Raw genomic sequence first — 25,106 nt, forward strand, 5'->3', positions numbered from 1 at the left:
CCGGATGATCGTCCCGGACCGCCCCGGCCTCGGCATCACCCTCAGCGACCAAGCCCGCGCCTGGACAACCGAAAGCGTGGCCTTCGGCGCGTAACTGCCGCTCCGGGCGCGCACGGTTGCCGGCGCCCACAGAACCCACGCTTGCCGCCGTTCGCGCCCACGGCGACACGGCCGAAGCACACAATGCTCCGGCTTCCCCCTGCGGCACACAGCGCAGCACCGACAACTAAACCCACGAGTGTTCGGATGTCCCGGCCCGGCCCACTGACGCCGCAGTGAACCCGACCCCCGCGCTTTTTTCACGATAAGGAACGTCGATGTCCAATCCCATCATCCAATCCACCACCCAGGAAGCCGGACCAGCACGTCCTGCACGCACCAAGTCCCATACACGGTTCCTTGTGCTGGGGCTGATCTTCTTCGTCACGGTAGTGAATTACGCAGACCGCAGCAGCATGTCCATCGCGGGAACAGACATGACCAAAGAACTCGGGATGACATCAGTCCAGCTCGGGTTTGTTTTCTCAGCCTTCAGCTGGGCCTACGTCGTCGGGCAGCTTCCGGGCGGATACCTGCTGGACCGGTTCGGAGCCAAAAAGACCTACGGGCTCAGCCTCGCGCTCTGGTCCGCGGCCACTCTCGTGGTGGGCTTCGTCGGCCTGATGTCCACACCGGTTCTGGTATCGGTGGGCATCCTGTTCGCCCTACGCCTGTTCCTCGGGCTTGTGGAGGCCCCTGCCTTTCCTGCTAACGCACGTATTACCACCATGTGGTTCCCCACCAGCGAGCGCGGTCAAGCCACGGCAGTATTCAACTCCGCCCAGTACCTCGCCACAGCGATGTTCGCCCCCATCATCGGTTGGATGACCTTCAGCTTCGGCTGGCGCATCGGGTTCTACGTCCTGGGCGCACTTGGCCTGGCCATGGCCGTCGTCTGGTTTCGCTGGATGAACGTCCCCTCAAGGCACAAACGCGTCTCCGCCACAGAAATCGAAACCATCCGGGCAGGAGGAGGCCTGGTCGACCTCGACGAATCGGCAACCCTCTCCCAGCGGAAGGCGACAATCACCCGGTCCCAGTTCAAGCAGCTCTTTACCAGCCGCATGTTTTGGGGTCTCTACGTGGCACAATACGCCGTCAACGCCCTTACCTATTTCTTCATCACCTGGTTCCCGATCTACCTGGTCAGCAGCAGGCACCTGAACATCATGCAGGCCGGTTTCATCGCGGCCATCCCCGCCCTCGCAGGCTTCGCTGGCGGCATACTGGGTGGATTCATCTCCGACCTCCTCCTACGCAGGGGAGTCCCCCTCACGGCGGCACGGAAAATTCCGTCGGTTGCCGGCATGGCACTGGCCATGCTGATCATGCTCTGCCCATTCACCGACAGCACTCCCCTCATCGTGACGCTCATGACTCTCGCATTCTTCGGTAAGGGGGTTGCGGCACTGGGCTGGGCATTCGCCACCGACATGGCCCCCAAGGAAGCCAACAGCGTCTCCGCCGCCATCATGAACGCCTTCGGCAACATCGCCGGCATCGTGACCCCCATCGTCATCGGATTCGTCATCGCGGCCACCGGGAACTTCGACGTCGCCCTCTGGTTCGTCGGCGCCCACGGAGCCGTCGCTCTGCTCGGCTACCTCATCATGGGCAAGGTACAGCGGCTCGAATTCACCCACGACAAAGCACAGAACTAAACTCCCCTGGCGCCCAAGCCCGACTCGCCGAAGAGAATGCCGCAAGATGACTCGTGCCACGGGTTCCTCTTCGCCGCTGCTTCCTTCAGGGTTCGACTGGATCGCTCACCCAAATCACCTGGCTGCCTTCAGAGAACGCATATGACTATGCCTCCACGACAGGCATGAACACTGAGGTCACGAGCTCGGCTTCGGGCGTTTGGCTCGGATCGTTGCGATAAATGTTGAAGTGGTGCGTCGCGAGGTCGTCATCTTCCCTTGCCGGCCGCCAATCGTTTTCGGCCATGAACGCTGCGATCGCTTCATGTGCCCGGGGAATCGCATCCGTGTACGGCCCGGTGACTGTAGCGGCCACCACGCGACGTGCGGGAAAGTGCAGCACGCTCAGTGGCTCCGCGGCCTCGGTATCGGGCGCTACCTCAAGGAAGACCGACTCGTCGACGTCATGCTCGCGGTATTCACCGTCGTGTTCGATGCACCCGCCAGCCCCCGTGACGCGAATCCCTTGGGCTGAGATCTCAGGCGTGAACCGGGCCCATAGTTCGCCCTCGGCAGTGTAGTCGGGCACCCTCCCGCGAAGGGTGATGAGGGTTTGCTCGGGCAACGTGGTGAGTTCGGCAGAGATGGTAGACATGGCGTCCTCCTGACGTTGTTGGTCCAGCATTCGTTCAATGATTACGAGCCGTCGCAGGGCGGCTGACGATTCCTCGGCAAGGGCCGCTCGCTGAGCGGACAGGGCTTGTGCGTAAGCGGGGGTCCCCCGGGCAGCAAGGAGCGCCCCTATGGCAGACACACCAAAGCCCACGTCCCTGAGCCGCCGGATTTCGCTTGCCTCGCGGAGCTGGTCGTGGGCATACCAACGGTAGCCGGTGGCTCGATCGACAACAGCCGGAGCGAGGACTCCGTTCGCGTCGTAATGCCGCAACATCCTGACACTGATCCTGCTGAGCGAGGAGAAGTGGCCGATGGGCATGAGCTTTGAGATATCGGTCATGCCTCTGATTCTCCGCGCTGACATCGTGTCAGAGTCCATTTTCTCGAAGACTCATTTGACGGCGCGCTGCGACCGACCAGCCGGGGTACCGACCAAAAGTAGCCTAGGTCCATCTCTCTTGGGCTACCCGCGCCGATGCTGCCACTGCCAGGCGTGCCGGAACATGAGGCCCATCGAGGTTCTCAGGGCTACCGGCTATAGCGACGAGCCGCCGGGACGCCCGTCCAGGGCTGTACGCGACCCCGTTCCAGTCAACGACAGGCTGGCACGTATCTCACGAATACGGTGCCGGGATTGGGAAATCTGCCATTCCCGGCAACGCCCCCCATGCAGTGGGCGACGGCGTACATGTGGAAAAACCCTTTGACACCAAACAGCTAACGCGGGTAACTTAGATCACGCACCAAGGTAACGCGAGTTACTAATGGTAAGACCAGACCACTAGCGGCCAAGGTCCAGTTAGAGAGAAGACTTCTGGAGCATCCAATGGCGGACACCGCCTCCCAAAGCCGGGCACGAAACTTCTCAGACATTGCTTCGCCAGGCAGCTATTGCTGCACACGGGGCGCCAAGGAGCCTCGTAGACGTGGGTCTTTAGGAACAAACACTTAGGAAGTTCATCAACCTATGCAGCAGGACAGCCGACCACTGCCATCCGGCAGTAATCGACTGTCCGGTACTAAAACGCTCTTCGGTCTGACCGCGAAATCAACATCGAAGAGCAAAACCCAACCCACCCTTCACCTTGCTGATGAAGAAAGGAAGAGACAGCTCATCATGACACAAACCAGATTCTTTCTTCAGGTCGAGCCAGGCGCTCTCCCCACGCGATGAACCTGAGAGCACCCCGACTCCTGCAATTGCAGCCAGTTCGATTTCGCGGTGCTCCCTTTACGCCAACACACGCCCGCTCCACAGGTCCGCGGACCGCAGTCACGGCCATGAAAAGAGAACAATGAACAGCATTACCACCACCGTTGAGACCTACAGGCCGGCCATGCACTTTGCCGCCAAAGACACGTGGCTCAACGATCCGAACGGGCTTGTCTTCCACGAGGGCACCTACCACCTGTACTACCAGAACAACCCCTTCGGAAACGTCCACGCCAATATGTCCTGGGGCCATGCGACTTCTGCTGACCTGATCAGCTGGACGGAGCAACCGGTAGCGATTCCCTGTGATGACGACGAGGAAATCTACTCCGGCAGCATTGTGGTTGACGCCGAAAACACCAGCGGATTCGGCGCGGACGGTAAGGCTCCCCTGGTGGCCATCTACACCAGCGCGTACAAGCCGGGCTCCCTCCACGAGGGCACGCAGGCGCAGTCCCTCGCGTGGAGCACGGACGGCGGATACTCCTGGACGAAGTACGCCGGCAACCCGGTCCTGACCCGGAACTCGCCGGAATTCCGGGACCCCAAGGTATTCCGCTACGACGGCCCTTCGGGCAGCTATTGGGTCATGGTGGCGGTGGAGGCCCATGATTTCACCGTCCTGCTCTACCGCTCACAAGACCTCAAGAGCTGGGAATATCTCAGCACCTTCGGCCCCGCCAATGGCACGGGAGGCATCTGGGAATGCCCGGACCTTTTCGAGCTGCCCCTGGACGGTGACTCCTCAGCCATGAAATGGGTCCTGACGGTGAACATGAACCCCGGCGGCCCCAACGGCGGGTCCGCAGGGCAGTACTTCGTGGGAGAGTTCGACGGCGTCACGTTCAGTTCCGAGACAACCCTCACCGCGGGGATGCAGGACCCTGAGCGCGTACCCGACTACCAGTGGCTGGACTGGGGCCGGGACTACTACGCCGCGGTCTCGTTCAGCAACGTCCCGGGCGGCCGGCGGCTGATGATCGGCTGGATGAACAACTGGCAGTATGCCAACCACATCCCCACCTCGCCCTGGCGCAGCCCCATGAGCCTGGTCCGGGACGTGTCCCTCGTTTCCGTGAACGGGCAACCCCGGCTCCTGCAGCGCCCCGTACCGGAGGCGAGGGCAACTTCGACACCCGGTCCCGAGCAGCGGCTGGCCCTGAACGGCCCCGCAACCGTTGAGGGCGGCACTGCGGTACAGCTTATTGACATCACCTTCTCCCCTGGTGACGCCGAGGAGTTCGGGCTTGTGGTCAGAGGGTCAGCGGACGGGACGGTCGGGACACGAATCGGGATCCACGCCGGCAGCGGGGACCTGATCGTGGACCGCACCCACTCCGGCGACACCGACTTCCATGAAGCCTTCGCCTCCACCAGCCGCGCCCCCATTGCCGCAGCCAAGGATGGCAACTACCGCCTGCAGATCTTCGTCGACCATTGCTCAGTGGAGGTCTTCGGCAACGATGGGCTCGTCTCGGTGACCGAACTGATCTTCCCGGATCAAGCCCAAACTTCCCTCACTCTCTACTCCACCGGCGGCACAGCCGACGCAGTGCTCCAACTCACCAACTTCGAAAAGGCTGATGCCTAATGGAATACCGCAAATTGGGAGCCTCCGGCCTGTACATCAGCGAAATCGCCTACGGAAACTGGGTCACTCACGGCGAGCAGATCGACCAGGCCGCCGCGACGGAATGCGTCAAACAGGCACTGGAGTTGGGCATCACCACCTTTGACACTGCCGATGCCTATGCCGGAACCCGGGCGGAGGAAGCTTTGGGTGTGGCGCTCAAGGGAACACGCCGTGAAAGCGTGGAGATCTTTACCAAGGCCTACTTCCCTACCGGGGATGGCCGGAACGACCGCGGCCTGTCCCGCAAGCACGTCATGCAGTCCATTAACTCCTCGCTGCGCCGGCTCCAGACTGACTACGTGGATCTCTACCAGGCGCACAGGTATGACTACGAGACTCCGCTGGAAGAGACCATGCAGGCTTTTGCCGATATTGTCCGGGCGGGGAAGGCGCACTATATCGGGGTGTCGGAGTGGACGGCGGACGAAATCCGCTCCGGCGTTGCCCTTGCCAGGGACCTTGGGGTCCAGCTCATCTCCAACCAGCCGCAGTATTCCATGCTGTGGCGCGTCATCGAACCGGAAATCGTTCCCCTGAGCGAGGAACTGGGCATTGGCCAGATCTGCTGGTCTCCGCTCGCCCAGGGAGTCCTCACCGGCAAATACACCCCCGGCGCGGCGGCCCCGGAAGGCTCCCGCTTCCGAGGCGACAACGGCAAGCTGAAGAATGACCACCGCTTTCTCAACGAGGACATCCTCATCCGCGTCCAGAAATTGAAGCCCCTGGCCGAAGAGACGGGACTGTCCATGGCGGCTTTCGCGGTTGCATGGGTACTGCAAAACCCCAACGTCTCGGCAGCCATCGTGGGAGCATCCCGGCCCGGGCAGCTCGTGGACAACGTCCGTGCCGCAGGAGTGAAACTCGACCAGGAAATGCTCCTGAGGATCGATGACATCCTCGGCCCCGTCATCGAAAGAGACCCCGGGAAGGTCGAGTCCTTCAAGGACCGCCCCTAACAGCAGCAGCTGAAGAAATGTATTGACACCATCTAGTAACGCGGGTAACTTAGATCACAGCCCGAAAGTAACGCGAGTTACTAGGCTTAGATTCACCACATTGCCTCCGTATTAGCACGGGCAACCCCAGCTCAACGAAGACCTCTGGAGCATTCAATGGCGAAGACCACCTCCCCCGACAAACCCGGCACTGCCCGGCAGCGTGGCGTCACCATGAATGACGTAGCCAAGCATGCCGGAGTATCCCGGACAGCTGTTTCATTCGTGCTGAACAACCGTGAAGACGCCAGCATCTCGGAGGAGACCCGGGTCCGCATCGCTGAGGCGGTTCAAGCTTTGGGCTACCGTCCAAATGCCGGGGCGAGGGCGCTGGCATCCCAGCGCAGCGATTGGTACGGGATCGTCACCGAGATCGTCACGGCCCCATTCGCCGTGGACATCATCAAAGGTGCCCAGGACCAGGCCTGGAGTGACGGCCGGTTCCTCCTGATCGCCCCGTCGGACCAGGGTGATGCGGCCGGCCCCAACCAGGGGATGGAGGATGCTGCTGTGGAAAAGCTGCTGGAGCAGCGGGTGGAAGGCCTGCTGTACGCCGCAACCCACCACCGTGGCGTCCATGTGCCCCCCAGCGCGCACGAAGTGCCCACGGTGCTCGTCAACTGTTTCGACCTGGACGGGAAGCTGCCCTCAATCGTCCCTGACGAACGCGCGGGCGGACGGGTCGCCGTCGAACGCCTCCTCAAGGCCGGCCACACCAAGATCGGTGTGATCAACCTGGACCCCCGCATTCCGGCAGCTGTTGGGCGTTTGCAGGGCGTCCGGGAGGCCTTGGCCGACGCCGGCCTGGAGCTTGATCCGGAACTCGTGGCGGCCGGGTATGCGACGGCAGACGGAGGCTACGACGCTGCCTGTCAGATCCTTGACCGGTACCCGGCCAAGGACCGGCCCACCGCCCTGTTTTGCCTCAATGACCGTATGGCCATGGGGGCTTACGACGCCATCAAGGAACGTGGCCTGGCCATCCCCGGTGACGTCGCCGTGATCGGCTTCGACAACCAGGAACTCATCGCGGCCTACCTCAGGCCCAAGCTGACCACTGTTGCGTTGCCGTTCGAAAAGATGGGCGCTCTGGGAGTCCAGACGCTCGCCGCCCTTACAGCCGGACAGCCGATCACTGCCAGTCAGCAGTTGGTCGACTGTCCGCTGTTAGAACGCTCTTCGGTCTGACCGCGAAATCAACGTCGAAGAGCAAAACCCCAACCCACCCTTCACCTTGCTGATGAAGACAGGAAGAGATAACCCCATCATGACACAAACCAGGTTCCTCAAGTCCGCCCGCATTGCCGCGGCCGGACTGGCGGTAGGCGCGATGCTGCTGACCGGCTGCGCCGCCACCGGCAACAAGTCCGGCGGCACCGACGCCGCAGCCAACGCCAGCGCGTTCCTCACCATTCCCCGTGAAGACATGGGCACGTTCGTGCAGAACTTCAACCCGTTCGCGCCGACCGTCAACCCCATGGTCCAGCAGTCCATCTACGAGTCCCTCCTGGTCTTCAACCCGGCCAAGGGCAATACGGTGCCGTGGCTGGCCACCGACTGGAAGGCCGCGGACGACGGTAAGTCCATCACGTTCACCCTGCGTGATGGTGTGAAGTGGTCCGACGGCCAGCCGCTCGTTGCCGACGACGTCGCGTACACGTTCGAGCTGCAGAAGAAGCTGAAGGGCGGCTACGAGTATCTCGACGGCGTGACGGCGCAAGGCAACCAGGTCACCTTCAACTTCAACAAGCCCTGGTCCCCCGCCCTGTACGACGTCGGCCAGCTCAGCATTCTGCCCAAGCACATCTGGTCCGCGCTGGCCGATCCGGAAAAGGATGCCAACGCCAAACCTGTGGGCACCGGACCGTACACCGAGGTGGACAACTTCCAGGCCCAGTCCTTCGTGCTGAAGAAGAACCCCAATTACTGGCAGCCGGACAAGCAGAAGATTGCCGGCATCAAGATGCTCGCGTTCGCCGGGAACGACGGCGCCAACCTCGCCGCCGCCAACGGCGACGTGGACTGGGCGCCCCAGTACATCCCGAATATCGAAAAGACCTTCGTCTCGAAGGACAAGGACCACCGGCACTACTGGTTCCCTCCGACCGGTGCCATGATCAACTGGCAGCTCAACACCACCAAGGCGCCCTTCAACGATGTAGATGTCCGCAAGGCGCTGAGCATGGCCGTGGACCGGGACCAGGTCACCAAGATCGGCATGAGCGGCTACGCGCAGCCGGCCGACTGCACCGGCCTCTCCGGCAACTACGAGACCTGGAAGAACACCCAGGTCAAGGACAACTGCACGTGGACCAAGCACGACGTCCAGCAAGCAAACGACCTGCTGGACAAGGCGGGCTACCCCAAGGGCCCCGACGGCAAGCGCACGCTCAAGGACGGCAAACCGTTCGAGTTCAAGATTTCCGTGGGTGCTACCTCGTCCGACTGGCTTTCCGTGGCCAACGTGATCTCCCAGAACCTGGCGGAGGTCGGCGTAACCGCGAAGGTGGACTCTCCGGACTGGGCTGCCGTGGTGGCAGGGTACGAAAAGGGTGATTTCGACTCCGGCATCGTCTGGAGTGCCAACGATCCCAGCCCGTACAAGTACTTCAACACCACCATGGGCTCCGCATCGGTGAAGCCCGTGGGCACCAAGGCCTCTGATAACTACCACCGTTTCGGCGACCCCAAAGCTGATGCCCTGCTGAGCGACTTCGCTGCAGCGACTGACCAGTCCAGGCAAAAGGATATTGCCAACAAGCTGCAGGAAGAATACAACGACGCCGCACCAGTGGTGCCGCTGTTTTCCGGCCCGGAATGGGGTGCATACAATGACACCCGCTTCACCGGCTGGCCCACGCAGGACAACCCCTACGCCACCCTCTCGGTTCGCGCACCCACCACGGTTCTGGTGCTGACCAGCCTGGAACCGCGCAAGTAGTCCCCCGCCCCTGAGGCCCATCTGGCCCTCAAGGCACCACACGCCCGACGGCCTGGCACATGCCATCAGCCGGCCGTCGGGCGTACCCACAATCTTGACCACTCCCGAATTGGAGGGAAACCGTGCGCTTCATCCTGCGCCGACTGGGTTTCTACCTGATCGCCTTCTGGGCATCCATTACCCTGAATTTCCTGCTCCCCCGCTTCATGCCCGGGGACCCCGTATCACGCATGTTTGCCCGCACCCAGGACAGAATGCAGCCCGAACAGCTCGAAGCCCTGCGCAAGCTGCTTGGCGTGGACGACCGGCCCATCTGGGAGCAGTACGCCGGCTACCTCCAGAACATCCTCACCGGACAGATGGGGGTATCGATTACGCGCTTCCCCACCCCCGTCACCGAAGTCATCTCATCCCAAATCGGCTGGACCCTCCTGCTTGGCGGAACCGCGCTGGTGATTGCCGCCGTCGTGGGCAACCTGCTGGGCATCCTGGCAGCCTGGCGCCGCGGCAGCGCCCTCGACTCGGCCCTGCCTCCCGTGCTGGTCTTTATCGGATCGTTCCCCTACTTCTGGCTGGCAATGGGCGCTCTGTACCTGTTCGGCGTCGTGCTCGGCTGGTTCCCCATCCGCCACGCGTTCACCGACGGCCTGGAGCCGGCGTTCACCGCCGAGTTCATCGGTGACGTCGGCGCCCACCTCGTGCTACCGGCGCTGACCATCGTGCTGGTCTCCATCGGTGGCTGGATGTTGGGCATGCGGAACACCATGATTGCCACGAACTCCGAGGACTACATCACCATGGCCGAAGCCAAGGGCCTGCGCCCCGGACGGATCATGCTCCGCTACGCAGCCCGGAACGCGATGCTGCCCTCGGTGACCAGCTTCGGCATGGGCCTGGGCTTCGTCGTCGGCGGCGCCCTCCTGACCGAGGTGGTCTTCGCCTACCCCGGCGTCGGATACCAGCTCCTCAACGCCGTCCAAGGCCTCGACTACCCGCTTATGCAGGGCCTGTTCCTGACCATCACCGCCGCCGTGCTGCTGGCGAACTTCCTGGTGGACATCCTCTACGTCCGCCTCGACCCCCGCGTGCGCAGCAACTGAGCAGTGCGTACACAGTAACCAAGGGACCGACCATGACCAGCGTTATCCTCCAGCAGCCAACTGAAGCAAAAGCTGCCCGCAAAACCAACCGTGGTTTCATCCACGGACTCATCACCAACAAGAAGGCCATGACCGGCATGGCCATCATGCTCGTCTTCATCGTCCTCTCCCTGGCCGCGCCGGTACTGTTCCCGGACGACCCCTCCCGGATCACCGGGATGGCCTCACTGGAACCAGACAGCGAACACTGGCTCGGAACCACCGCCAAGGGCCAGGACGTGCTCGCCCTGACCATCCACGGCGCCCGAAGCTCCCTGCTCGTAGGGCTTACCGTCGGGTTCGCATCCACCTTCATCGGAATCCTCGTTGGCCTGGCATCAGCCTATTTCGGCAAATTCATCGACGAAGCACTGTCGCTGCTGACCAACGTCTTCCTCCTCCTTCCCGGCCTGCCGCTGCTCGTCATCCTGGCCGCCTTCCTGCCCCCGGGGCTGGGCACGGTCATCCTGGTCCTCACCGTCACGGGATGGGCCGGATCGGCGCGCGTACTCCGGGCACAGGCCCTATCCATCCGATCCAAGGACTTCGTCGCTGCCGCCGTCGTCTCCGGTGAGCGCGCCGGCCGCATCATGTTCCGCGAAATCCTGCCGAACATGGCATCGATCGTGATGGGAACACTGCTCGCCTGCGTCATCTACGGCATCGGGGCCCAGGCCGGCCTCGAATTCCTTGGACTGGGTGACGTCAGCACTGTCTCCTGGGGCAACAACCTCTTCTGGGCCGGAAACGAAGGCGCCCTGCTCACCGGAAGCTGGTGGGTCTTCATCCCCTCCGGCCTCTGCATCGCCCTGGTCGCATTCGCCCTGGCCCTCATCAACTACGCCGTCGACGAAGTAACCAACCCCCGGCTGAGGAAGATCCGCAAACCCGCCACCACCGAAAGGGGCGCCGCACAGTGACCGTCTCCCAAACCTCCTTCGGCTCCCATGAACCGGTCCTCGACGTCAAGAACCTCACCGTCAAATACGTCGGCGACTCCCGCTCGACCACGGCCGTGAACGACGTCTCCTTCAGCATCGGCGCCGGTGAGGTCTTCGGGCTGGCCGGCGAATCCGGTTGCGGAAAATCAACCATCGCCAACTCCATCATGCGGCTGCTCAAGGACCCGGCGAAGATCGCCGCCGGCAGCATCTCCTTCGGCGGCAAGGACGTCCTCGCCATGAACCAGGACGAGCTGCGCCGTTTCCGCTGGCAGGACGTCGCCATGGTGTTCCAGTCCGCCATGAACTCGCTGAACCCCGTGCTCACCATCGGGGAACAGATGGCTGACATCTTCACCACCCACGCCGGCTACCCGCGCAAAGAATCCCTTCGACGCGCGGCGCAGCTGCTGGAACTGGTCCGCATGGACCCCGCCCGCCTCAAGTCGTACCCGCATCAACTCTCCGGCGGCATGCGGCAACGCGCCGTCATCGCCATGGCTGTCGCCCTGAAGCCGTCACTGCTGATCCTTGACGAGCCCACCACCGCACTGGACGTGGTGGTGCAACAGGAGATCATGGCCCAGATCAAGGATCTGCAGCGCGAACTGGGCTTCTCCGTCCTCTTCATCACGCACGACATGTCCTTGATGGTGGAACTCTCCCACCGGATGGCCGTCATGTACGGCGGCCGGATCGTGGAAACGGCCAAAGCCCACGACATCTACACCGCCCCAGGACACCCCTACACCCAAGCCCTCATGGGCGCGTTCCCGCCGCTCACCGGCCCGCGGATCCCGCTTAAGGGCCTGCCCGACGGCGTGAAGTTCCGGAACATCCCGGACCTCGCCGAAATTGCGCCCGGCCACTTCGTGGCACCGTTTGATGCCGACGCCGAAGCCGCCGTCCTTGAAGGAGCAGCACAATGAGCCACGCCGTCCACTCCCCGGCACGGCCGGATGTTTCGTCCCTGACTCCTGCCCTGGAGGTGCGCGGACTTGGTAAGTCCTTCCACATCGGCGGCCTGTTCTCCAGCCAGGCGGTCCGGGCGCTCCACGGTGTCGACCTGACCATCGGTCGCGGAGAGATCGTGGCACTGGTCGGCGAATCCGGTTCAGGCAAGAGCACCCTGGCCCGCTGTGTCGCCCGGCTCGAGAAACCGAGCGAAGGGGCCATCCTGGTCGACGGGGTCGACGTCCTCAAACGTGACCGTTTCCAGGCCTCACGGGAGTTCCGGTCCCAGCTGCAAATGGTCTTCCAGGACCCCTTTGGCTCACTGAATCCCGCCCACCGAATCGAGCACTTCCTCCGCCGGTCCCTCACCATCCACGGCAAAGGCGGCACCCGCCAACGCGGTTCCGAAGAGCAGACCAGGCGCCGTCTCGAAGAGCTCATGACCACCGTCGGGCTTCAGGCCGACATGCTCGACTCCTACCCCCATGAGCTCTCCGGCGGGCAACGTCAACGGGTCGCGATCGCGCGGGCCCTGGCCGTGGAGCCAAACGTCATCCTCGCCGACGAACCGACTTCCATGCTGGACGTTTCGGTCCGCATCGGCGTGCTGAACCTGATGCGGAAACTGCGCGATGAGCAGGGCATTTCCATGCTCTACATCACCCACGACCTCGCCTCCGCCCGGTACCTGGCGGACCGGACGGCCGTCATGTTCGCCGGCGAAATCGTGGAAGAAGGTGAATCACTGGACCTGCTGGCCAACCCGGCCCACCCCTACACCCAATTGCTCGTCTCAGCCGTCCCCGACCCGGCGCGGGCCGGATCCTACGACCCCATCCACCGCGCCCAGCTCCGGCAAGCCGTCATGGCTTCCGCCGGCTGCGCCTTTGGGAACGACCCGGAGCAGCGCTGCTCATCCAAGGAACCCGTCCGGCACCAGGTGGGCGACCCCCTGAACCGCCACTGGGTCCGCTGCCACCTCTACCGCCCGCGCGCCGGCGCCGGCGGCCATGCATTGGCGACAGAACCGGAGCCTGGAGACTGACGTTCCCGTTTCCACGTCCAAACATCAACATTCACGCCCTGGCAGCACCGTCGCTGCCCGCCGAAAGGTAACTGATGGAAGATTCACCCGCCGTATCCCGGCGTGCCCTCCTGACCGGAAGCGGGGCCGCTGCCCTCACCGGATCGCTCGCACTGGCAACACCATTCGCCCAGTCAGCGGCAGCGGCACGCCTGAACGCCCCAGACAACGCACCGGCCAAGCCGCCCTACAAAGGACCAACCCGTATGCGCCCGACCTATCACTTCAGCGTCCCCGACAACTGGAAGAACGACCCCCAGCGGCCCATCTACATCGACGGCGAATACCACTACTACTACCTCTACAACGCCGATTACCTCCAGGGCGGCGGCGGCACATCGTGGCGCCGTGCCACCACCACCGACCACGTCTCCTTCCGCGACCGTGGCGTGGCCATCCCCAAGTTCAGCAACGGCAACGGCGACTGCTGGTCAGGCTGCCTTGTCATCGACGAACGAAACACTGCCGGCTACGGTGAAAACGCCGTCATAGCCCTCGTGACCCAGGCACCCCAGGGCCGCCAGGCGCAATACCTCTGGTACTCAACTGACCGTGGGCGTTCGTTCAAACCTGGTGGGACGGCGCCGGTACTTCCAAACCCAGGCGTGCAGGACTTCCGCGACCCGAAAGTCATCTGGGACGAAGACCGCAGGCAGTGGTTCATGGTCAACGCCGAAGGGCAGAAGCTCGGCTTCTACACATCTGCCAACCTGCGTTCCTGGCGGCGGGTCGGCGAGTTCGTCCGGACGGACCTTGGGTTGCTGGAGTGCCCGGACCTTTTCCGCATGACCGCCGACGACGGTACTTCGCACTGGATCCTGGGCACCAGCGCCAACGGCAAAGGCCGAGGCCTGCCGGCAACATACGCCTATTGGACAGGAGCCTTCAACGGAATCACGTTTGCTCCGGACCATGCCGAGCCGGAGTGGCTGGACTACGGCTATGACTTCTACGGAGCAGTGACTTACCCCCACCACGACGCCTCCGGCGCGGAGGATGCCACCCTGCGCAGGGCGCTTGGCTGGGCGAACTTCTGGGACTACCCCCACAACACCCCCACCCTGGCGACCGACGCGTACAACGGTGATGACATGATCGTGCGCGACATCCGGCTCAAGAAGGCAGGCGGAAGCTACAGCCTCCTCTCGACCCCCACCACCGGCCTGGCCAACCACATCGAACGCACCCACCGCCTCGGGGACGTCGAGGTCACGGGAACCCATGACCTCGATATCAGTTCACTGGCCTATGACCTGACCTGTGAACTTGTATGGGACCCGGCGGCCCCTCCGTCCAACATCGGCCTTGAGGTCTGCCGTGCAGCCGGTGGGGGCCGGCACGTCGCCGCCGGTGCATTCCTCCGCGGCCCCTTCGCTTACGTCAACCGGCGGCCCACCATCAACCCCACCGGCGGGGAAAGCCAGACACCCATCGATCCCTCGGCAGGGCGCCTTACACTCCGTCTCCTGGTGGACCGGACCAGCGTCGAAATGTTCGTCGGAGACGGACGGGTGGTGCACTCACACCGGGTGTTTCCCCTGGAAGGTGACAACAACATCCGGCTCTACGCCAACGATGGAACGGCCACCTTCAGTGACCTCACGATCAACGAGATCAACGCGACGACTTAGCCGCTCCCCAATCAACACTGCCCGAGAGAAAAATATGGATTACCTCAAAGCAGCCTGCCCAGACGCCCAGCAGCCATTTGACGCCGTCGTTGTCGGCGAAGCGCTGATCGATGTGGTCACCGCCCCGGACAGCCAGGTTGAGCATCCTGGCGGATCGCCCGCCAATGTCGCCTATGGCCTCGGTCTCCTGGGGGTCACCACGGGCTTGCTCACGGCCATTGCACCCGATGAGCGGGGAAGAACTATCGAGAACCACCTCCACCGGGCAGGGGTAACACTTCTGCCTGGATCAAAATCCCTCACCCGCACCGCAACAGCGACCGCAACCCTCGGACCCGACGGATCCGCCGCATACGACTTCGACATCCGCTGGCAGCTGCCACGAGCAACGCCTGCCTGTTTCCCCCAAGTCCTGCACACCGGTTCCATCGCCACCTTCCTCAACCCCGGGGCCGGTGCCGTCAAAAGCCTGCTCGAACAAGCCCACAAGCATTGCACCATCACCTACGACCCGAACATCAGGCCATCGCTGCTTGGCAGCCACGCCGAAGCGAAGGCAACCTTCGAAGCAATCGGCGCACTGACCGACGTCGTTAAACTCAGCGACGAGGACGCCCAGTGGCTCTACCCCGCGAAAACACTGGAAGAAACCGCTGAGCACATCCTCCGCCTGGGCGCCAAGCTGGCGGTGATAACCAAAGGTGCTGCCGGCTCCCAATTCACCTCGCCGTCCGCGAGCATCACCATTCCCGCCGTCAAAGCGACGGTGGCGGACACCATCGGCGCCGGCGACTCCTACATGGCCGCACTGATCCTGGGCCTGCTCACCCGCGGCGCCGGGGGCTTTGCCCCCGCCGTCATGGAGCAACTGGGACGCACGGCAGCCGCAGCAGCGGCCATCACCGTGCAGCGCGCCGGGGCCAACCCACCCACCCTTGACGAACTGACAGCTGCTGTCGAAGCACACGCCTCCGCACCACGGGCTTTCGCATGCGACCAGGCATAAACAAAACGACCCCGCGGGCAACAAACGTAAAGGACGCCGTCTACCCTGTTAGGAGGAGCCAACAATGACGTCTGAGAAGACACCGGAGCACCAAGCCCCTGCGCATTCGCTGCGGTCCAGCAGCAGGTTTGCGCAACTCACCCGGCGTTCCATGCTGGGCCTGGGCGGGCTCGCCGTGGCGGGGGCCACTGTGGGGGCCTGGCCCCGACTTACCGGCGCCGACATTCCGGGCCGCGGCAGCAAGGCCCTGAACATCGCCATTCTGGGAACGGCAGCGGATGCGGCGGGACGCCAGGGCCTGATCCAGGCTTTCACCACCGCCCATCCCGACATCCCAGTGCGGCTGCAGGCGATTCAGGGTGCGGACTGGAAGGACTTCTTTTCCAAGATCCTGACCATGGTGGCCGCGGGAACGCCACCGGATGTGGTCTATGTCGCCACCGAAGGCGCCCAGTTGTTCGCCGACAAGCTGGCCGAGCCTCTGGATGGATATGTCCGCCGGGACGCCGCGGCGATGAGCGACTACTTTAATGACGTTCATCCGAGCCTGCTGGAAGCCTTCATGTACCAGGGAAGCCTGTACCAGCTTCCCCTGGACTGGAACGCGGCGAACATGTACCTGAATACCACCACCTTCGCGCAGGCCGGCCTTGACCGGCCGAGGGACGACTGGACCAAGGACGACTTCAGCTCCACCCTACGGGCCCTGCGTAAAGCCCGCCCCTCCGATTTCACCCCGTACTACTGGACCAACCGGCTTTTCGGCGGGGTGGTCCCGTGGCTTTACGCCAATGACACCAGCTTCCTGTCCGAAACGAAGGCGCCCGGCGGGGACTGGCTCTGGGACCGCTTCTACCCCACCGACCCTGCCCGCGGCACCCGTGGTGGCGGGTACCAGTGGCTGGCCCCCAACGCCGAGGACGGGCGCGTCATTGAAACCTTCGACTACCTGCGCGAGCTCGTAGCCGAAGGACTCGGCGTACGTCCCGAATCAGGTGGCGGCAACGCCCTGGTGGGCCTGTTCGGCAACAACCGCATCGGCACGACGCCGGCCGGTGGCTATTGGGCGCAGGGCCTGCACGAGGCCGGGATGACCGCCGATCAGTTCGACGTGCAGTTCTTCCCGCGCTGGCGGACCCAGCGGCACCAGTTCGGTGCTGCCGGCTACGCGATCATGCGCACCGCGAAAGACAAGGACGCGGCCTGGGAATGGGTGAAGTTCTGCTCCAGCCGCGAAGCGATGCGGCTGGCCATTCCCAAACCGAACACCACCCCCACACGCCGTTCAATGGTCAACGAGTCCTTCTACGCCGCCACCGGGCCGCGGCACTGGAAAGTCTTCTACGACACCCTGGACAGGTTCCCCACCTCCGGCCCGATCCCCGCCCCGCCGCACCAGGCGGCCGTCGAAACTGCCCTGATGAAGAACGTCTCCACCGCGGTCAGCGGCAGCTCCGCCGATGTACGGGCCGCGATGGGCAACCTTCAACGTGACCTCGAACTGGCCCTGAGGAGGAATTCATGACCACCACGTCCACCGTCCCGCGGCCACCAGTGAAGCCACCGGCCGTGCGCCGGTCCTTTGTCGAGCGGTGGCTTGCAAGGATTTTCCTTGCTCCTACGGTGATCGGGATGGCCCTTTTCACCTTCCTGCCGATCATTGCTTCGCTGGTCCTCGCGTTCTTCCGCTGGGACATCATTTCGGCACCGCAGTTCGTCGGGTTCGCCAATTTCGCCTCACTGGCACAGGACCCCACCGTCCGCGTGTCCTTCCTGAACACCATCGGGTTTGTGATTGTGGCGGTAGTCCTTCAACTCGGCATCGCCCTTGGCCTGGCCTCCATGCTTCAGGCCAGGATGCCCTCCTGGCTGAGGGTATTCCTCCGTTCCACCTTCTTCTTTCCCCTGGTCCTGTCCGCCGCGTCGGTGTCCATCTTCATGCGGTACATGTTCAACGAACAATTCGGCGTGGTGAATTGGCTCCTGTCGCTCGTCGGGATCCCCGCTGTGCCGTGGCTGACAAGCCCTGCGGCGTCCGCCGCCGTCGTCGTCCTGGTCTACGTGTGGCAGAACTTCGGGTTCTCATTCCTGCTCTTTCTCGGCGCCCTGACCAATATCCCGAAAGAACTGCATGAAGCAGCGAACCTGGATGGTGCCACGGGCTGGAAACAGTTCAGCAACGTGACCCTTCCGCTGATCAGCCCGACGGTGCTCGTGGCGTCCGTCATGGCCATCATCAGCGCCCTGCAGGTCTTCGACCAGCCCTATGTCCTGACCAACGGCGGCCCCGGCGACTCCACCCGGACCGCCGTCATGGTCATCTTCGAATCCGCCTTCCAGCAACTGGAGTTCGGCAAAGCCTCCGCCATAGGCCTGGTACTCACCGTGCTGATCCTTGCCGTCACCGCCCTGCAGTTCCGCCTTAGCCGCCGCTTCGTCTTCTACCAGTGAGGTCCGCCATGTCCAGCCAGACCCTGCACACCGGGACCGGCTTGCCTTCCGGTTCCACCGCCGAACCGCCCGCCACCCGTACGCCCCGCCGCTTGCCATCAGCCGGCACTGTCGGCAGATACGCAGCCTTGGCCGTGGCAGCGGCGCTGACCCTCGGCCCTGTCCTGTGGACCTTGTCCACCTCGCTGCGCACGCCGTCGGAATCGTTCAACCTGCCGCCCTCCTTCCTGCCCATCAACCCTGACTTCACGGCTTACCAGGAAGTGTTCAAGCAGATCAACGTCGGCCTCCTGGTCCTGAACAGCGCCCTGGTGACCGGCCTGATCGCACTTGGCCAGATGGCGTCGGCCACCCTGGCCGGCTACGCCTTCGCCCGCCTGGACTTCCGCGGTAAGAACGCCATCTTCTCGCTGGTGCTGGCCACCATGATGGTCCCGGTGCAGGTCACCATCGTCCCGGTGTTCATGCTGATCCGTGGAATGGGCCTGTCCGACACCCTGCTGGCCCTGATCCTGCCGGCCATTCCCACAGCATTCGGCACCTTCCTGATGCGCCAGTACTTCCTTGGCCTGCCGAACGACTTCGCCGAAGCAGCAGCCCTGGACGGTGCCGGGCCGTGGCGGATCTTCCGTTCGGTCTACGTCCCCCTGGCGGTCCCCGGCATGGCGATCGTCGGGATCCTCGCCTTCAACTTCCATTGGAACGAGTTCTTCCGGCCACTGATCCTCACCATCAGCGAACAGAATTTCACCCTTCCCCTCGGCCTGGTCACGCTCCAGGGCAACCTCGGCACCGGCAGCATCTCGGTGGTCCTCGCCGGCGTGATCCTGTCCATGCTGCCGGCACTGGTCGTGTTCATCTTCGGCCAACGAACCCTGCGAGAAGGCCTCACCGCCGGCGCCAGCAAATAGCGGTGGTGCAGGAAAGAAACAGGTCCGCGCAGTGGGGCGCATCATCTCGGGAGGGCACGGCGGGCCAGAGCGAAGACACTCAAAGTATCTGAACAGGTTAAAGCAAAAAGCCCCTCTGACGAGGGGATCTGCTGTGCCCGAGGTGGGACTCGAACTGCATTCCAAGCCTTGCAAACACTCGGCTCCCGCGAAAACATGCGGAATTCGAAGAACTCCGGCAGCAGCACGAGGCAGCACGAGACGAAATGTGTGGACATTGTCCACACCCCATTTTCAGGGGGTCAAGGGCTACCGGGGCACCAAATGCCTGGAAATTTCGGCGGCGGAGTCCAGCAAGTCGACGGTGCTCGCGGCGACTCCGACGACGAGGTCGAAGCCTTCATCCGTCGTGAAGCCATGCCGGTAACCGTTGATCCAGAGCAACAGCACCATGAGCGTCCACGCGGTCCGTTTGTTCCCATCAATGAGTGGATGGAACCGTGCGACCGACTCCAACAACGCGGCCGCCTTGACCGCTAGTTCGGGATAAGCCTCCGCGCCCATGACAGTGGTAGCCGGCCTGGCCAACGCCGAGGCCAACAAGCCGACATCACGGATATGGAAGCCGTAGCGATCAACTACCTGAAGTGCATCCTCAATGTCCAGGTACGCTGTCACGCGTCCTCAAGGCGCTTCAGCAACTCCGCATCATGACTCATAACAAAATCAAGGCCCTCGCTGATTTCGCGCCGCCGCGCATGGCGCTGCAGAACCAACTCTGCCCCCTGCAACAGCAGCGCGGACTTGGAGGTGTGTTCCTCGGCAGCCAACTTCTCCAGCCGCCGATCGAGGTCTTCAGGGACACGAAGATTCATAGCCATGCCCATATGGTACCAAAGCGGTACTGACACCTTCAGCAATCCGCACCCACCTTTGATTCGACTCCCGAGCTCAAGGGGCCGAGGCCGCAGGCATAAAGTTTTTTGCTGGCTGTCTCTCTCAGTCGGCCAGTCGCCTGAATCCGAAGAGTCTAGTCGGACTTGCCGAACGGCCGTTAGCAGCCTTCGAATTTGGCCCGGGAGAAGGCTCGGAGGAGGACGCCCTTGGCATCACGACTGGGCCTTTTCTCTCACCTGCCACAGCGTTATCCCCGCGCAGTTTCGACGTTTTGCCCTCAGTAGCGGGCGCCGGCCATCACCCTTGGCGAAGTGGTGCCTCAGGGGTAGCCCAGGCGGCCATCCGAAGCCATGATGGCACCATGACTGATCCCCAACGGAAGCTGTCCGCCGCCGAACTCGCCCAGACCGGGCTTACCGGCTGGCGCGTGACCGGCGAGGCCCTCTCCGCCACCTTCAGGACCCGGAAGTTCTCCACCGGCCTGGAGCTCGTGAACCGCATCGGCGCCTCCGCCGAGGAGGCCAACCACCACCCCGACCTCACGCTCACCTACCCCGAGGTCGGCGTCACGCTCTCGAGCCACGATGTCGGCGGGATCACCAGCCGCGACATCGACCTGGCCCGCACCATCAGCGGCCACGCCGCGGACCTCGGAGTCGCCGCCGCGGAGTGAGTCCGCGCCGTCGGGCACGGGGCGAACAGATCTTCGAGGCGCTAAGCGGATACGCCAAGAGTCGCGGTCGGTGCCGGCACCATCCTGGCCGTTGGACACGACGACGCCGCGGTACACGCGGGTGCCAAATTCCTGGCAGTCCCGGAGTCACCCCCGCCCTGCCCGCCCATATGCTGCCGCTGGACGTTCCAGCACTTCCCGGCATGTATTTCTTCAACCTGCTGTAGCCGGCATGATGGCCACTTTGGCCTCGGCACGCAGGCAGCCACGAATGATGAAAATGTGACTCTTGCGCTGGGCAGCCTTAGGGCAGCGCTAAGACTGCCAGTTCCCCGCCTCAGAAGACTGACAGAATCTGTATTATCGGCTCACGGAAATAGACGGGGGAATGCCTGCAAAAGGGGGCTGTTTTGCCGTCGTTCGTCGCATTCTTTCCCCCGGGGACTCTGAACGTCAGAACTGCTCGGCCAGCGCCCGGTCCACGGCGGGGATGTCAAGGAAGGCAGGGTCAAAAGCCTCACCGGAGCCGGTCATGTCGGCCGTCGCAGTTTCGGTGGATGAACCGTGGGCGCCGGTCGAGGCCTCATCAGGCCTCGGGATCCGAGAAATGACGTATAAGCGTGACGGCCACCTCGTCACGCAGCCGTTGCAAGACTGCGCTACTGCCGGACTTCCGCTGCAGAAGGCTCTCTGGGCCTCTGAGTAACACGAGTTGTGCCTGCATTCCGCGTCAGATGGTATGGCTTGGCTTGATGGGTGCCCCCCATGCGGACAGGGGCACCCATCGGGTTCCACTCATGTCCCTTCCAGTCGTAGCTATCCCTGGTGAATGTGACCGGACGATCGACTAATTAGGTTGCACATATGGTGTACCCACAGGGAACTTCCGGATCAGCCTGTACCGCGAACTCTCCGGGGGCCAATCGTGTGATTCTGATACCTTGACGCGTTGCCAGGGCCTGCGGGATGGTGGCGTCCACGGCGGCGGTCAGTGCGGCTTCGAGTTCTGTCACGTTTGTCGCTGATATTCGTCTGGCTTGCATTGTTTGGGCCACAGATCGCGCTTCGGTGCAGGGCGTGCACGTCATGAGCGGGCTGATGGATCGAACAATACGACGGTTTCCCCCGGGCCAATCCGTCGCATCTGCGGGAGTGCTGTCTTTTGTCCGGTGACGCAGTCGATCCCGGTTCCTGTTGCGGGGCACTTATAGTCGAAGCTCTGGTCACTGGTGGTGTTCATAGCAACGTGGTAACCGGCGTAGGAGAGGCGATAGAAGGGAGCACGCCCTGATTCGATGGCCTCCACACCGAGGGCGGTAGCGCCGAGCTTCGGGTCCATGCCTTCCGGCGTCCGGGCGATCGGAAGCTCCTCGCCGGCGTAGGCCTGGTGCAGGGCAGGACCGGGAGGGGCGAACCCACCGGGGCGGATGCCGTTACCGTCGCTGTCGTTGATGGTGTAGTCCCAGCAGACCCAATCCTGGATGGTGAACGTCCCCACCGGATTTGCAGACCCGAACTCAACGTCGCAACGGACAGTGGCACTCCTCTCGGTATCAGGCCGCAACAGATGGACCCGTGACCACCGGTTCACCGCCTGCCGCGCCCGCCAATAGAGTGACGCGTACAGAACCTCGTCGCCGCGCTTCACTGCAATCACACCCGTGGTTGGGTCGGCGAAAGCGAAATCGGGACGTCCCCATCCCGCGGGGAGCCGCTCACTGCTCGGGGCTGCAGCCTGGAAAGCGGGAAGGTCGTGCATGACGAACCGGGCGGCCGTGAGCCCGATCCTCGCCGATGTGTCGGTGTGCAGGAGGGCGAGTGCAGGCCCAAGTTGTCCATCTTTGACCATTTGCTGAGCCCAGCCGACAAGTTTGGCGCTCGGGAACGCGGCCGTTGCCTGTAGCGGGGTGACATCCTTGTCTGTAGGAGTCACATAAACCACTTCACCGGGATAGTGTTCGTTGCGCCAGCCGATGATGGATTCGAGCCGCATAACCCGGTGGCCTTCCTCATCGAAACCCTCGTGTCTGAACCATCCACGGGTAAGAAAGAGCTGCTCCACCCGAGCCCGCAGCTTTTCATCGTCCCGCTTGATGGCGCCCGTGGTGACGGCTTCATACATGGCCACGAGCAGATCGGCGGTGATCTCGCCGTAGCCCCCAACATAGCCAAGCTCGCGACTTAGGCCCTGCTGGCTATAGATGTAATACTGCCTTCCCAACTTCCACTTCTTGCTGCCATCGGCGTTTTCTCCACTGGACAACGGAAGCAGCCCAACGGCCTCATAGATCCACTCGCGGGCGCGTTGCTCCGGCCACGCGTCCGCCGGTGAGAGTAGTTCCAGGCCCTTGTTGCAGAGATAGACTCCCAAGCTCGTGAACTGGACCTGGTTGGTGTAATGCCGCTGGTTTTGCCGCCAGTACTCTCGGCTTTCGACGAGCATCTCGCGGTACGCAGCCTTCCTCAGCGGGAGTGTGCCCGACGTTGGGGGCGTACCGTTGACTAACTCAAGGGCGACGTCATCGAACCACGCTGTTCCGGTTCCCTCGACCCTAAGGTCGATGCGGATGCGGGCTGCCCCTGCCGGAGTGGGTAGCTCTGCCGTGATCTGTTCCCAGTCGTGAGTGCCGGTGGTTGCAAAGAACTTACGGTCGGACTGCACCACGGCGCCGGCAGAGTTGTAGAAGAGGATGTTTAGGTAGGCGCCGGGGGCGGTGGCGTCTGCTGTCTTGCACCAGGCAGAGATACGGTAGGTTCCGCTCCCTACAAGGGGCCGGCTGTTACCGGCAAGGGTGACGCCCACGACGCTGCCGGTTGAGCCGTTCGGGTTCGCGGTGGCCTTGAGCGAGCTCTTGCCGGACCTTCCAACGGAAGGGTCCGCAACAACGGAGCCACTCCCCCGCCATGTGGTGACAGTCCAGCCTGCTGTTCCGGCCTCGAATCCGGGGTTCGGGACCAAAGTGCTTCCCGGCGTGACCTGCTTGTCCAACAACGGTTGGATGTCTCCCCAGAGTGTGTCCAGTGCAAGCGCGACGCGTCCGAACCCAAGCCACTGCTGGCCGGAGGCAGTGAGGACAGCATCGTTCGCTTTCCACGCCAAGTAGGTGGCGTCAATTGCTTCACAGATCTTGGTGAGCGCCAGCGGCGAGTTGAAGGCGGGGCTCTCCTTCCACTGGTACCCATGGACGAGTGTCATCCACGCCCAGGGATCGAGGGACGCCGGTGGCTTGGCGTAAAACAGGGCGTTCTGGTCTGCCAGCACCCGCTCGCGGACACGTTGGATGGCATCTTCCGAATCGTCCGGACGGACACCGCGTTGCGACGGCGTTCCGAAAGGGTCATCGGGCGCCGGAACGAAGAAGGGATCGGTATGCGTATAAGCGGCGTAGATGGGACGTGAGGGACTGGTCATGGGCTTGTAGAAGCTTGTTTCGTCGCCGTAGGCCCAAATCCTGCCCAGGGAACGGATCTCCACCTCGAGTTCCGTCCGAGCGCTGGTGAGCTTTTCGGGCAGCGGGATGGTATGGAGATAGAACATCCCGGCTGTCCGAGGTGCCAGGCTCATCTGGTCCAAACCATCCACAGGTCCTTGGTCCAGCCATCCGGCAGACTTCCCGTCAATGAAGAGCTGGAGGCGCCACTCCTGCTCCTGTGCAGCAAAGTCCTCGCCCCAGAGCTTGAGCGAAAGGTACGTGGTTTCCTTCGGATCCACCATCATGCGGAAACGCAGCGTTCCACCCCAGGAACCCGCCGGTTCGGTCGGGTTGAGGACCCGGGCCGGCTGAGACAAAGCACCGCTCAAAGAGGACGACAGGGAGCTAGCCACACCATGAGCACTTTCCGAAGCGGGGTTGCCAAATCCGAGACGGTCCAAGGGAAGAGACCCAGCCGGTGCAGCCTTGGCTGCACCGGCATCGGTCAAAGTCCAGATGGTGGCTGTTGCCAAGGCCGCCGAGGCGGCCTGTACGAAAGTGCGACGGGATAGTTCAGTCATGCGAGCTCCTTTGGCCGACAATTCAAGGGATAGGGCGACGAGGCGGGCCAGATGCTATGGCCCTCAATGCAGACCAGATTATGATATCGATTTCAGAGATTCAAGTCACACTTAGGTTTTCTTCTACTTTTCAGGTCGGAGTCGACTTGTAACCTGACGTATCACCAAGAAGTGGTGCCTGGACCGCTACTGACGCGCACGTTTCTGCCTTGGTTGAAGACTGGATCTCTTTGGGCATGGGGCCGTGCCCGGGTCGATAGGGAACGCCGACTTGACGGAGCTCAATCGCGGCGATTTAGGTCGCCGAACT

19 protein-coding genes and 1 pseudogene are annotated in these 25,106 nt (G+C 63.0%); 16 read left to right on the top strand and 4 right to left on the bottom strand.

Annotation, left to right across the window (positions count from 1 at the left end):
- Nucleotides 1-94, top strand: a pseudogene (locus DFO47_RS21390) (mandelate racemase/muconate lactonizing enzyme family protein); the annotation flags it as partial.
- A gap of 223 nt (nucleotides 95-317) precedes the next feature.
- Nucleotides 318-1,700, top strand: a complete 1,383-nt coding sequence (locus DFO47_RS20430) for an MFS transporter (RefSeq protein ID WP_133832842.1) — start codon at nucleotides 318-320, stop codon at nucleotides 1,698-1,700.
- Nucleotides 1,701-1,845: 145 nt separating this feature from the next.
- On the opposite strand, the gene DFO47_RS20435 is transcribed toward DFO47_RS20430, so the two are convergent.
- Nucleotides 1,846-2,694, bottom strand: a complete 849-nt coding sequence (locus DFO47_RS20435; protein ID WP_166651775.1) for a MerR family transcriptional regulator — start codon at nucleotides 2,692-2,694, stop codon at nucleotides 1,846-1,848.
- Nucleotides 2,695-3,649: 955 nt separating this feature from the next.
- On the opposite strand from DFO47_RS20435, the gene DFO47_RS20440 reads away from it, so the two are divergent.
- The 13 genes from DFO47_RS20440 to DFO47_RS20500 all read left to right on the top strand — a co-directional run bounded on the left by DFO47_RS20440 (nucleotide 3,650) and on the right by DFO47_RS20500 (nucleotide 19,253).
- Nucleotides 3,650-5,158, top strand: a complete 1,509-nt coding sequence (locus tag DFO47_RS20440) for a glycoside hydrolase family 32 protein (protein WP_133832844.1) — start codon at nucleotides 3,650-3,652, stop codon at nucleotides 5,156-5,158.
- Nucleotides 5,158-6,156, top strand: coding sequence for an aldo/keto reductase family protein (locus tag DFO47_RS20445; protein WP_133832845.1), 999 nt, complete (start codon nucleotides 5,158-5,160; stop codon nucleotides 6,154-6,156). The genes DFO47_RS20440 and DFO47_RS20445 overlap by 1 nt, the downstream gene beginning before the upstream one ends.
- 156 nt (nucleotides 6,157-6,312) lie before the next feature.
- Entirely contained in the window at nucleotides 6,313-7,383 is a 1,071-nt protein-coding gene (locus tag DFO47_RS20450; RefSeq protein ID WP_133832846.1) for a LacI family DNA-binding transcriptional regulator, read from the top strand.
- A gap of 79 nt (nucleotides 7,384-7,462) precedes the next feature.
- The gene (locus DFO47_RS20455) at nucleotides 7,463-9,136 is read left to right on the top strand and encodes an ABC transporter substrate-binding protein (protein ID WP_133832847.1); all 1,674 of its coding nucleotides are present in this window, start codon (nucleotides 7,463-7,465) and stop codon (nucleotides 9,134-9,136) included.
- Between the two features lie 122 nt (nucleotides 9,137-9,258).
- Nucleotides 9,259-10,236, top strand: coding sequence for an ABC transporter permease (locus DFO47_RS20460; RefSeq protein ID WP_018763806.1), 978 nt, complete (start codon nucleotides 9,259-9,261; stop codon nucleotides 10,234-10,236).
- 32 nt (nucleotides 10,237-10,268) lie between these two features.
- Nucleotides 10,269-11,195, top strand: a complete 927-nt coding sequence (locus tag DFO47_RS20465; protein WP_133832848.1) for an ABC transporter permease — start codon at nucleotides 10,269-10,271, stop codon at nucleotides 11,193-11,195.
- Complete coding sequence (locus tag DFO47_RS20470; RefSeq protein ID WP_018763808.1) at nucleotides 11,192-12,145, top strand: ABC transporter ATP-binding protein; 954 nt, start codon at nucleotides 11,192-11,194, stop codon at nucleotides 12,143-12,145. The genes DFO47_RS20465 and DFO47_RS20470 overlap by 4 nt, the downstream gene beginning before the upstream one ends.
- A complete protein-coding gene (locus DFO47_RS20475; protein WP_133832849.1) occupies nucleotides 12,142-13,215 on the top strand; it encodes an oligopeptide/dipeptide ABC transporter ATP-binding protein in 1,074 nt (357 codons plus the stop codon). The genes DFO47_RS20470 and DFO47_RS20475 overlap by 4 nt, the downstream gene beginning before the upstream one ends.
- 245 nt (nucleotides 13,216-13,460) lie before the next feature.
- Nucleotides 13,461-14,885, top strand: coding sequence for a glycoside hydrolase family 32 protein (locus DFO47_RS20480; RefSeq protein WP_109864297.1), 1,425 nt, complete (start codon nucleotides 13,461-13,463; stop codon nucleotides 14,883-14,885).
- A gap of 34 nt (nucleotides 14,886-14,919) precedes the next feature.
- The gene (locus tag DFO47_RS20485) at nucleotides 14,920-15,891 is read left to right on the top strand and encodes a PfkB family carbohydrate kinase (protein WP_018763811.1); all 972 of its coding nucleotides are present in this window, start codon (nucleotides 14,920-14,922) and stop codon (nucleotides 15,889-15,891) included.
- Nucleotides 15,892-15,955: 64 nt separating this feature from the next.
- Nucleotides 15,956-17,416 carry an extracellular solute-binding protein gene (locus DFO47_RS20490; RefSeq protein WP_133832850.1) on the top strand — a complete coding sequence of 487 codons (1,461 nt, stop codon included), beginning with the start codon at nucleotides 15,956-15,958 and terminating at the stop codon, nucleotides 17,414-17,416.
- The gene (locus DFO47_RS20495; protein WP_133832851.1) at nucleotides 17,413-18,342 is read left to right on the top strand and encodes a sugar ABC transporter permease; all 930 of its coding nucleotides are present in this window, start codon (nucleotides 17,413-17,415) and stop codon (nucleotides 18,340-18,342) included. The genes DFO47_RS20490 and DFO47_RS20495 overlap by 4 nt, the downstream gene beginning before the upstream one ends.
- An 8-nt stretch (nucleotides 18,343-18,350) precedes the next feature.
- On the top strand, nucleotides 18,351-19,253 hold the full coding sequence (locus tag DFO47_RS20500) for a carbohydrate ABC transporter permease (protein ID WP_133832852.1): 903 nt from the start codon (nucleotides 18,351-18,353) through the stop codon (nucleotides 19,251-19,253).
- Nucleotides 19,254-19,541: 288 nt separating this feature from the next.
- On the opposite strand, the gene DFO47_RS20505 is transcribed toward DFO47_RS20500, so the two are convergent.
- Both DFO47_RS20505 and DFO47_RS20510 read right to left on the bottom strand, forming a co-directional pair.
- Nucleotides 19,542-19,910 carry a type II toxin-antitoxin system death-on-curing family toxin gene (locus DFO47_RS20505; RefSeq protein ID WP_133832853.1) on the bottom strand — a complete coding sequence of 123 codons (369 nt, stop codon included), beginning with the start codon at nucleotides 19,908-19,910 and terminating at the stop codon, nucleotides 19,542-19,544.
- On the bottom strand, nucleotides 19,907-20,113 hold the full coding sequence (locus tag DFO47_RS20510) for a ribbon-helix-helix protein, CopG family (RefSeq protein ID WP_240685144.1): 207 nt from the start codon (nucleotides 20,111-20,113) through the stop codon (nucleotides 19,907-19,909). The genes DFO47_RS20505 and DFO47_RS20510 overlap by 4 nt, the downstream gene beginning before the upstream one ends.
- Before the next feature lie 377 nt (nucleotides 20,114-20,490).
- On the opposite strand from DFO47_RS20510, the gene DFO47_RS20515 reads away from it, so the two are divergent.
- Entirely contained in the window at nucleotides 20,491-20,802 is a 312-nt protein-coding gene (locus DFO47_RS20515; protein WP_133832854.1) for a 4a-hydroxytetrahydrobiopterin dehydratase, read from the top strand.
- A gap of 1,084 nt (nucleotides 20,803-21,886) precedes the next feature.
- Here the strand turns inward: DFO47_RS20515 and DFO47_RS20525 are convergent.
- A complete protein-coding gene (locus DFO47_RS20525) occupies nucleotides 21,887-24,520 on the bottom strand; it encodes a Tat pathway signal sequence domain protein (protein ID WP_133832855.1) in 2,634 nt (877 codons plus the stop codon).
- Nucleotides 24,521-25,106: the final 586 nt, after the last annotated feature.

The organism is Arthrobacter sp. AG258, from assembly GCF_004364695.1.
In the GTDB taxonomy this organism is placed as follows: Bacteria; Actinomycetota; Actinomycetes; order Actinomycetales; family Micrococcaceae; genus Arthrobacter.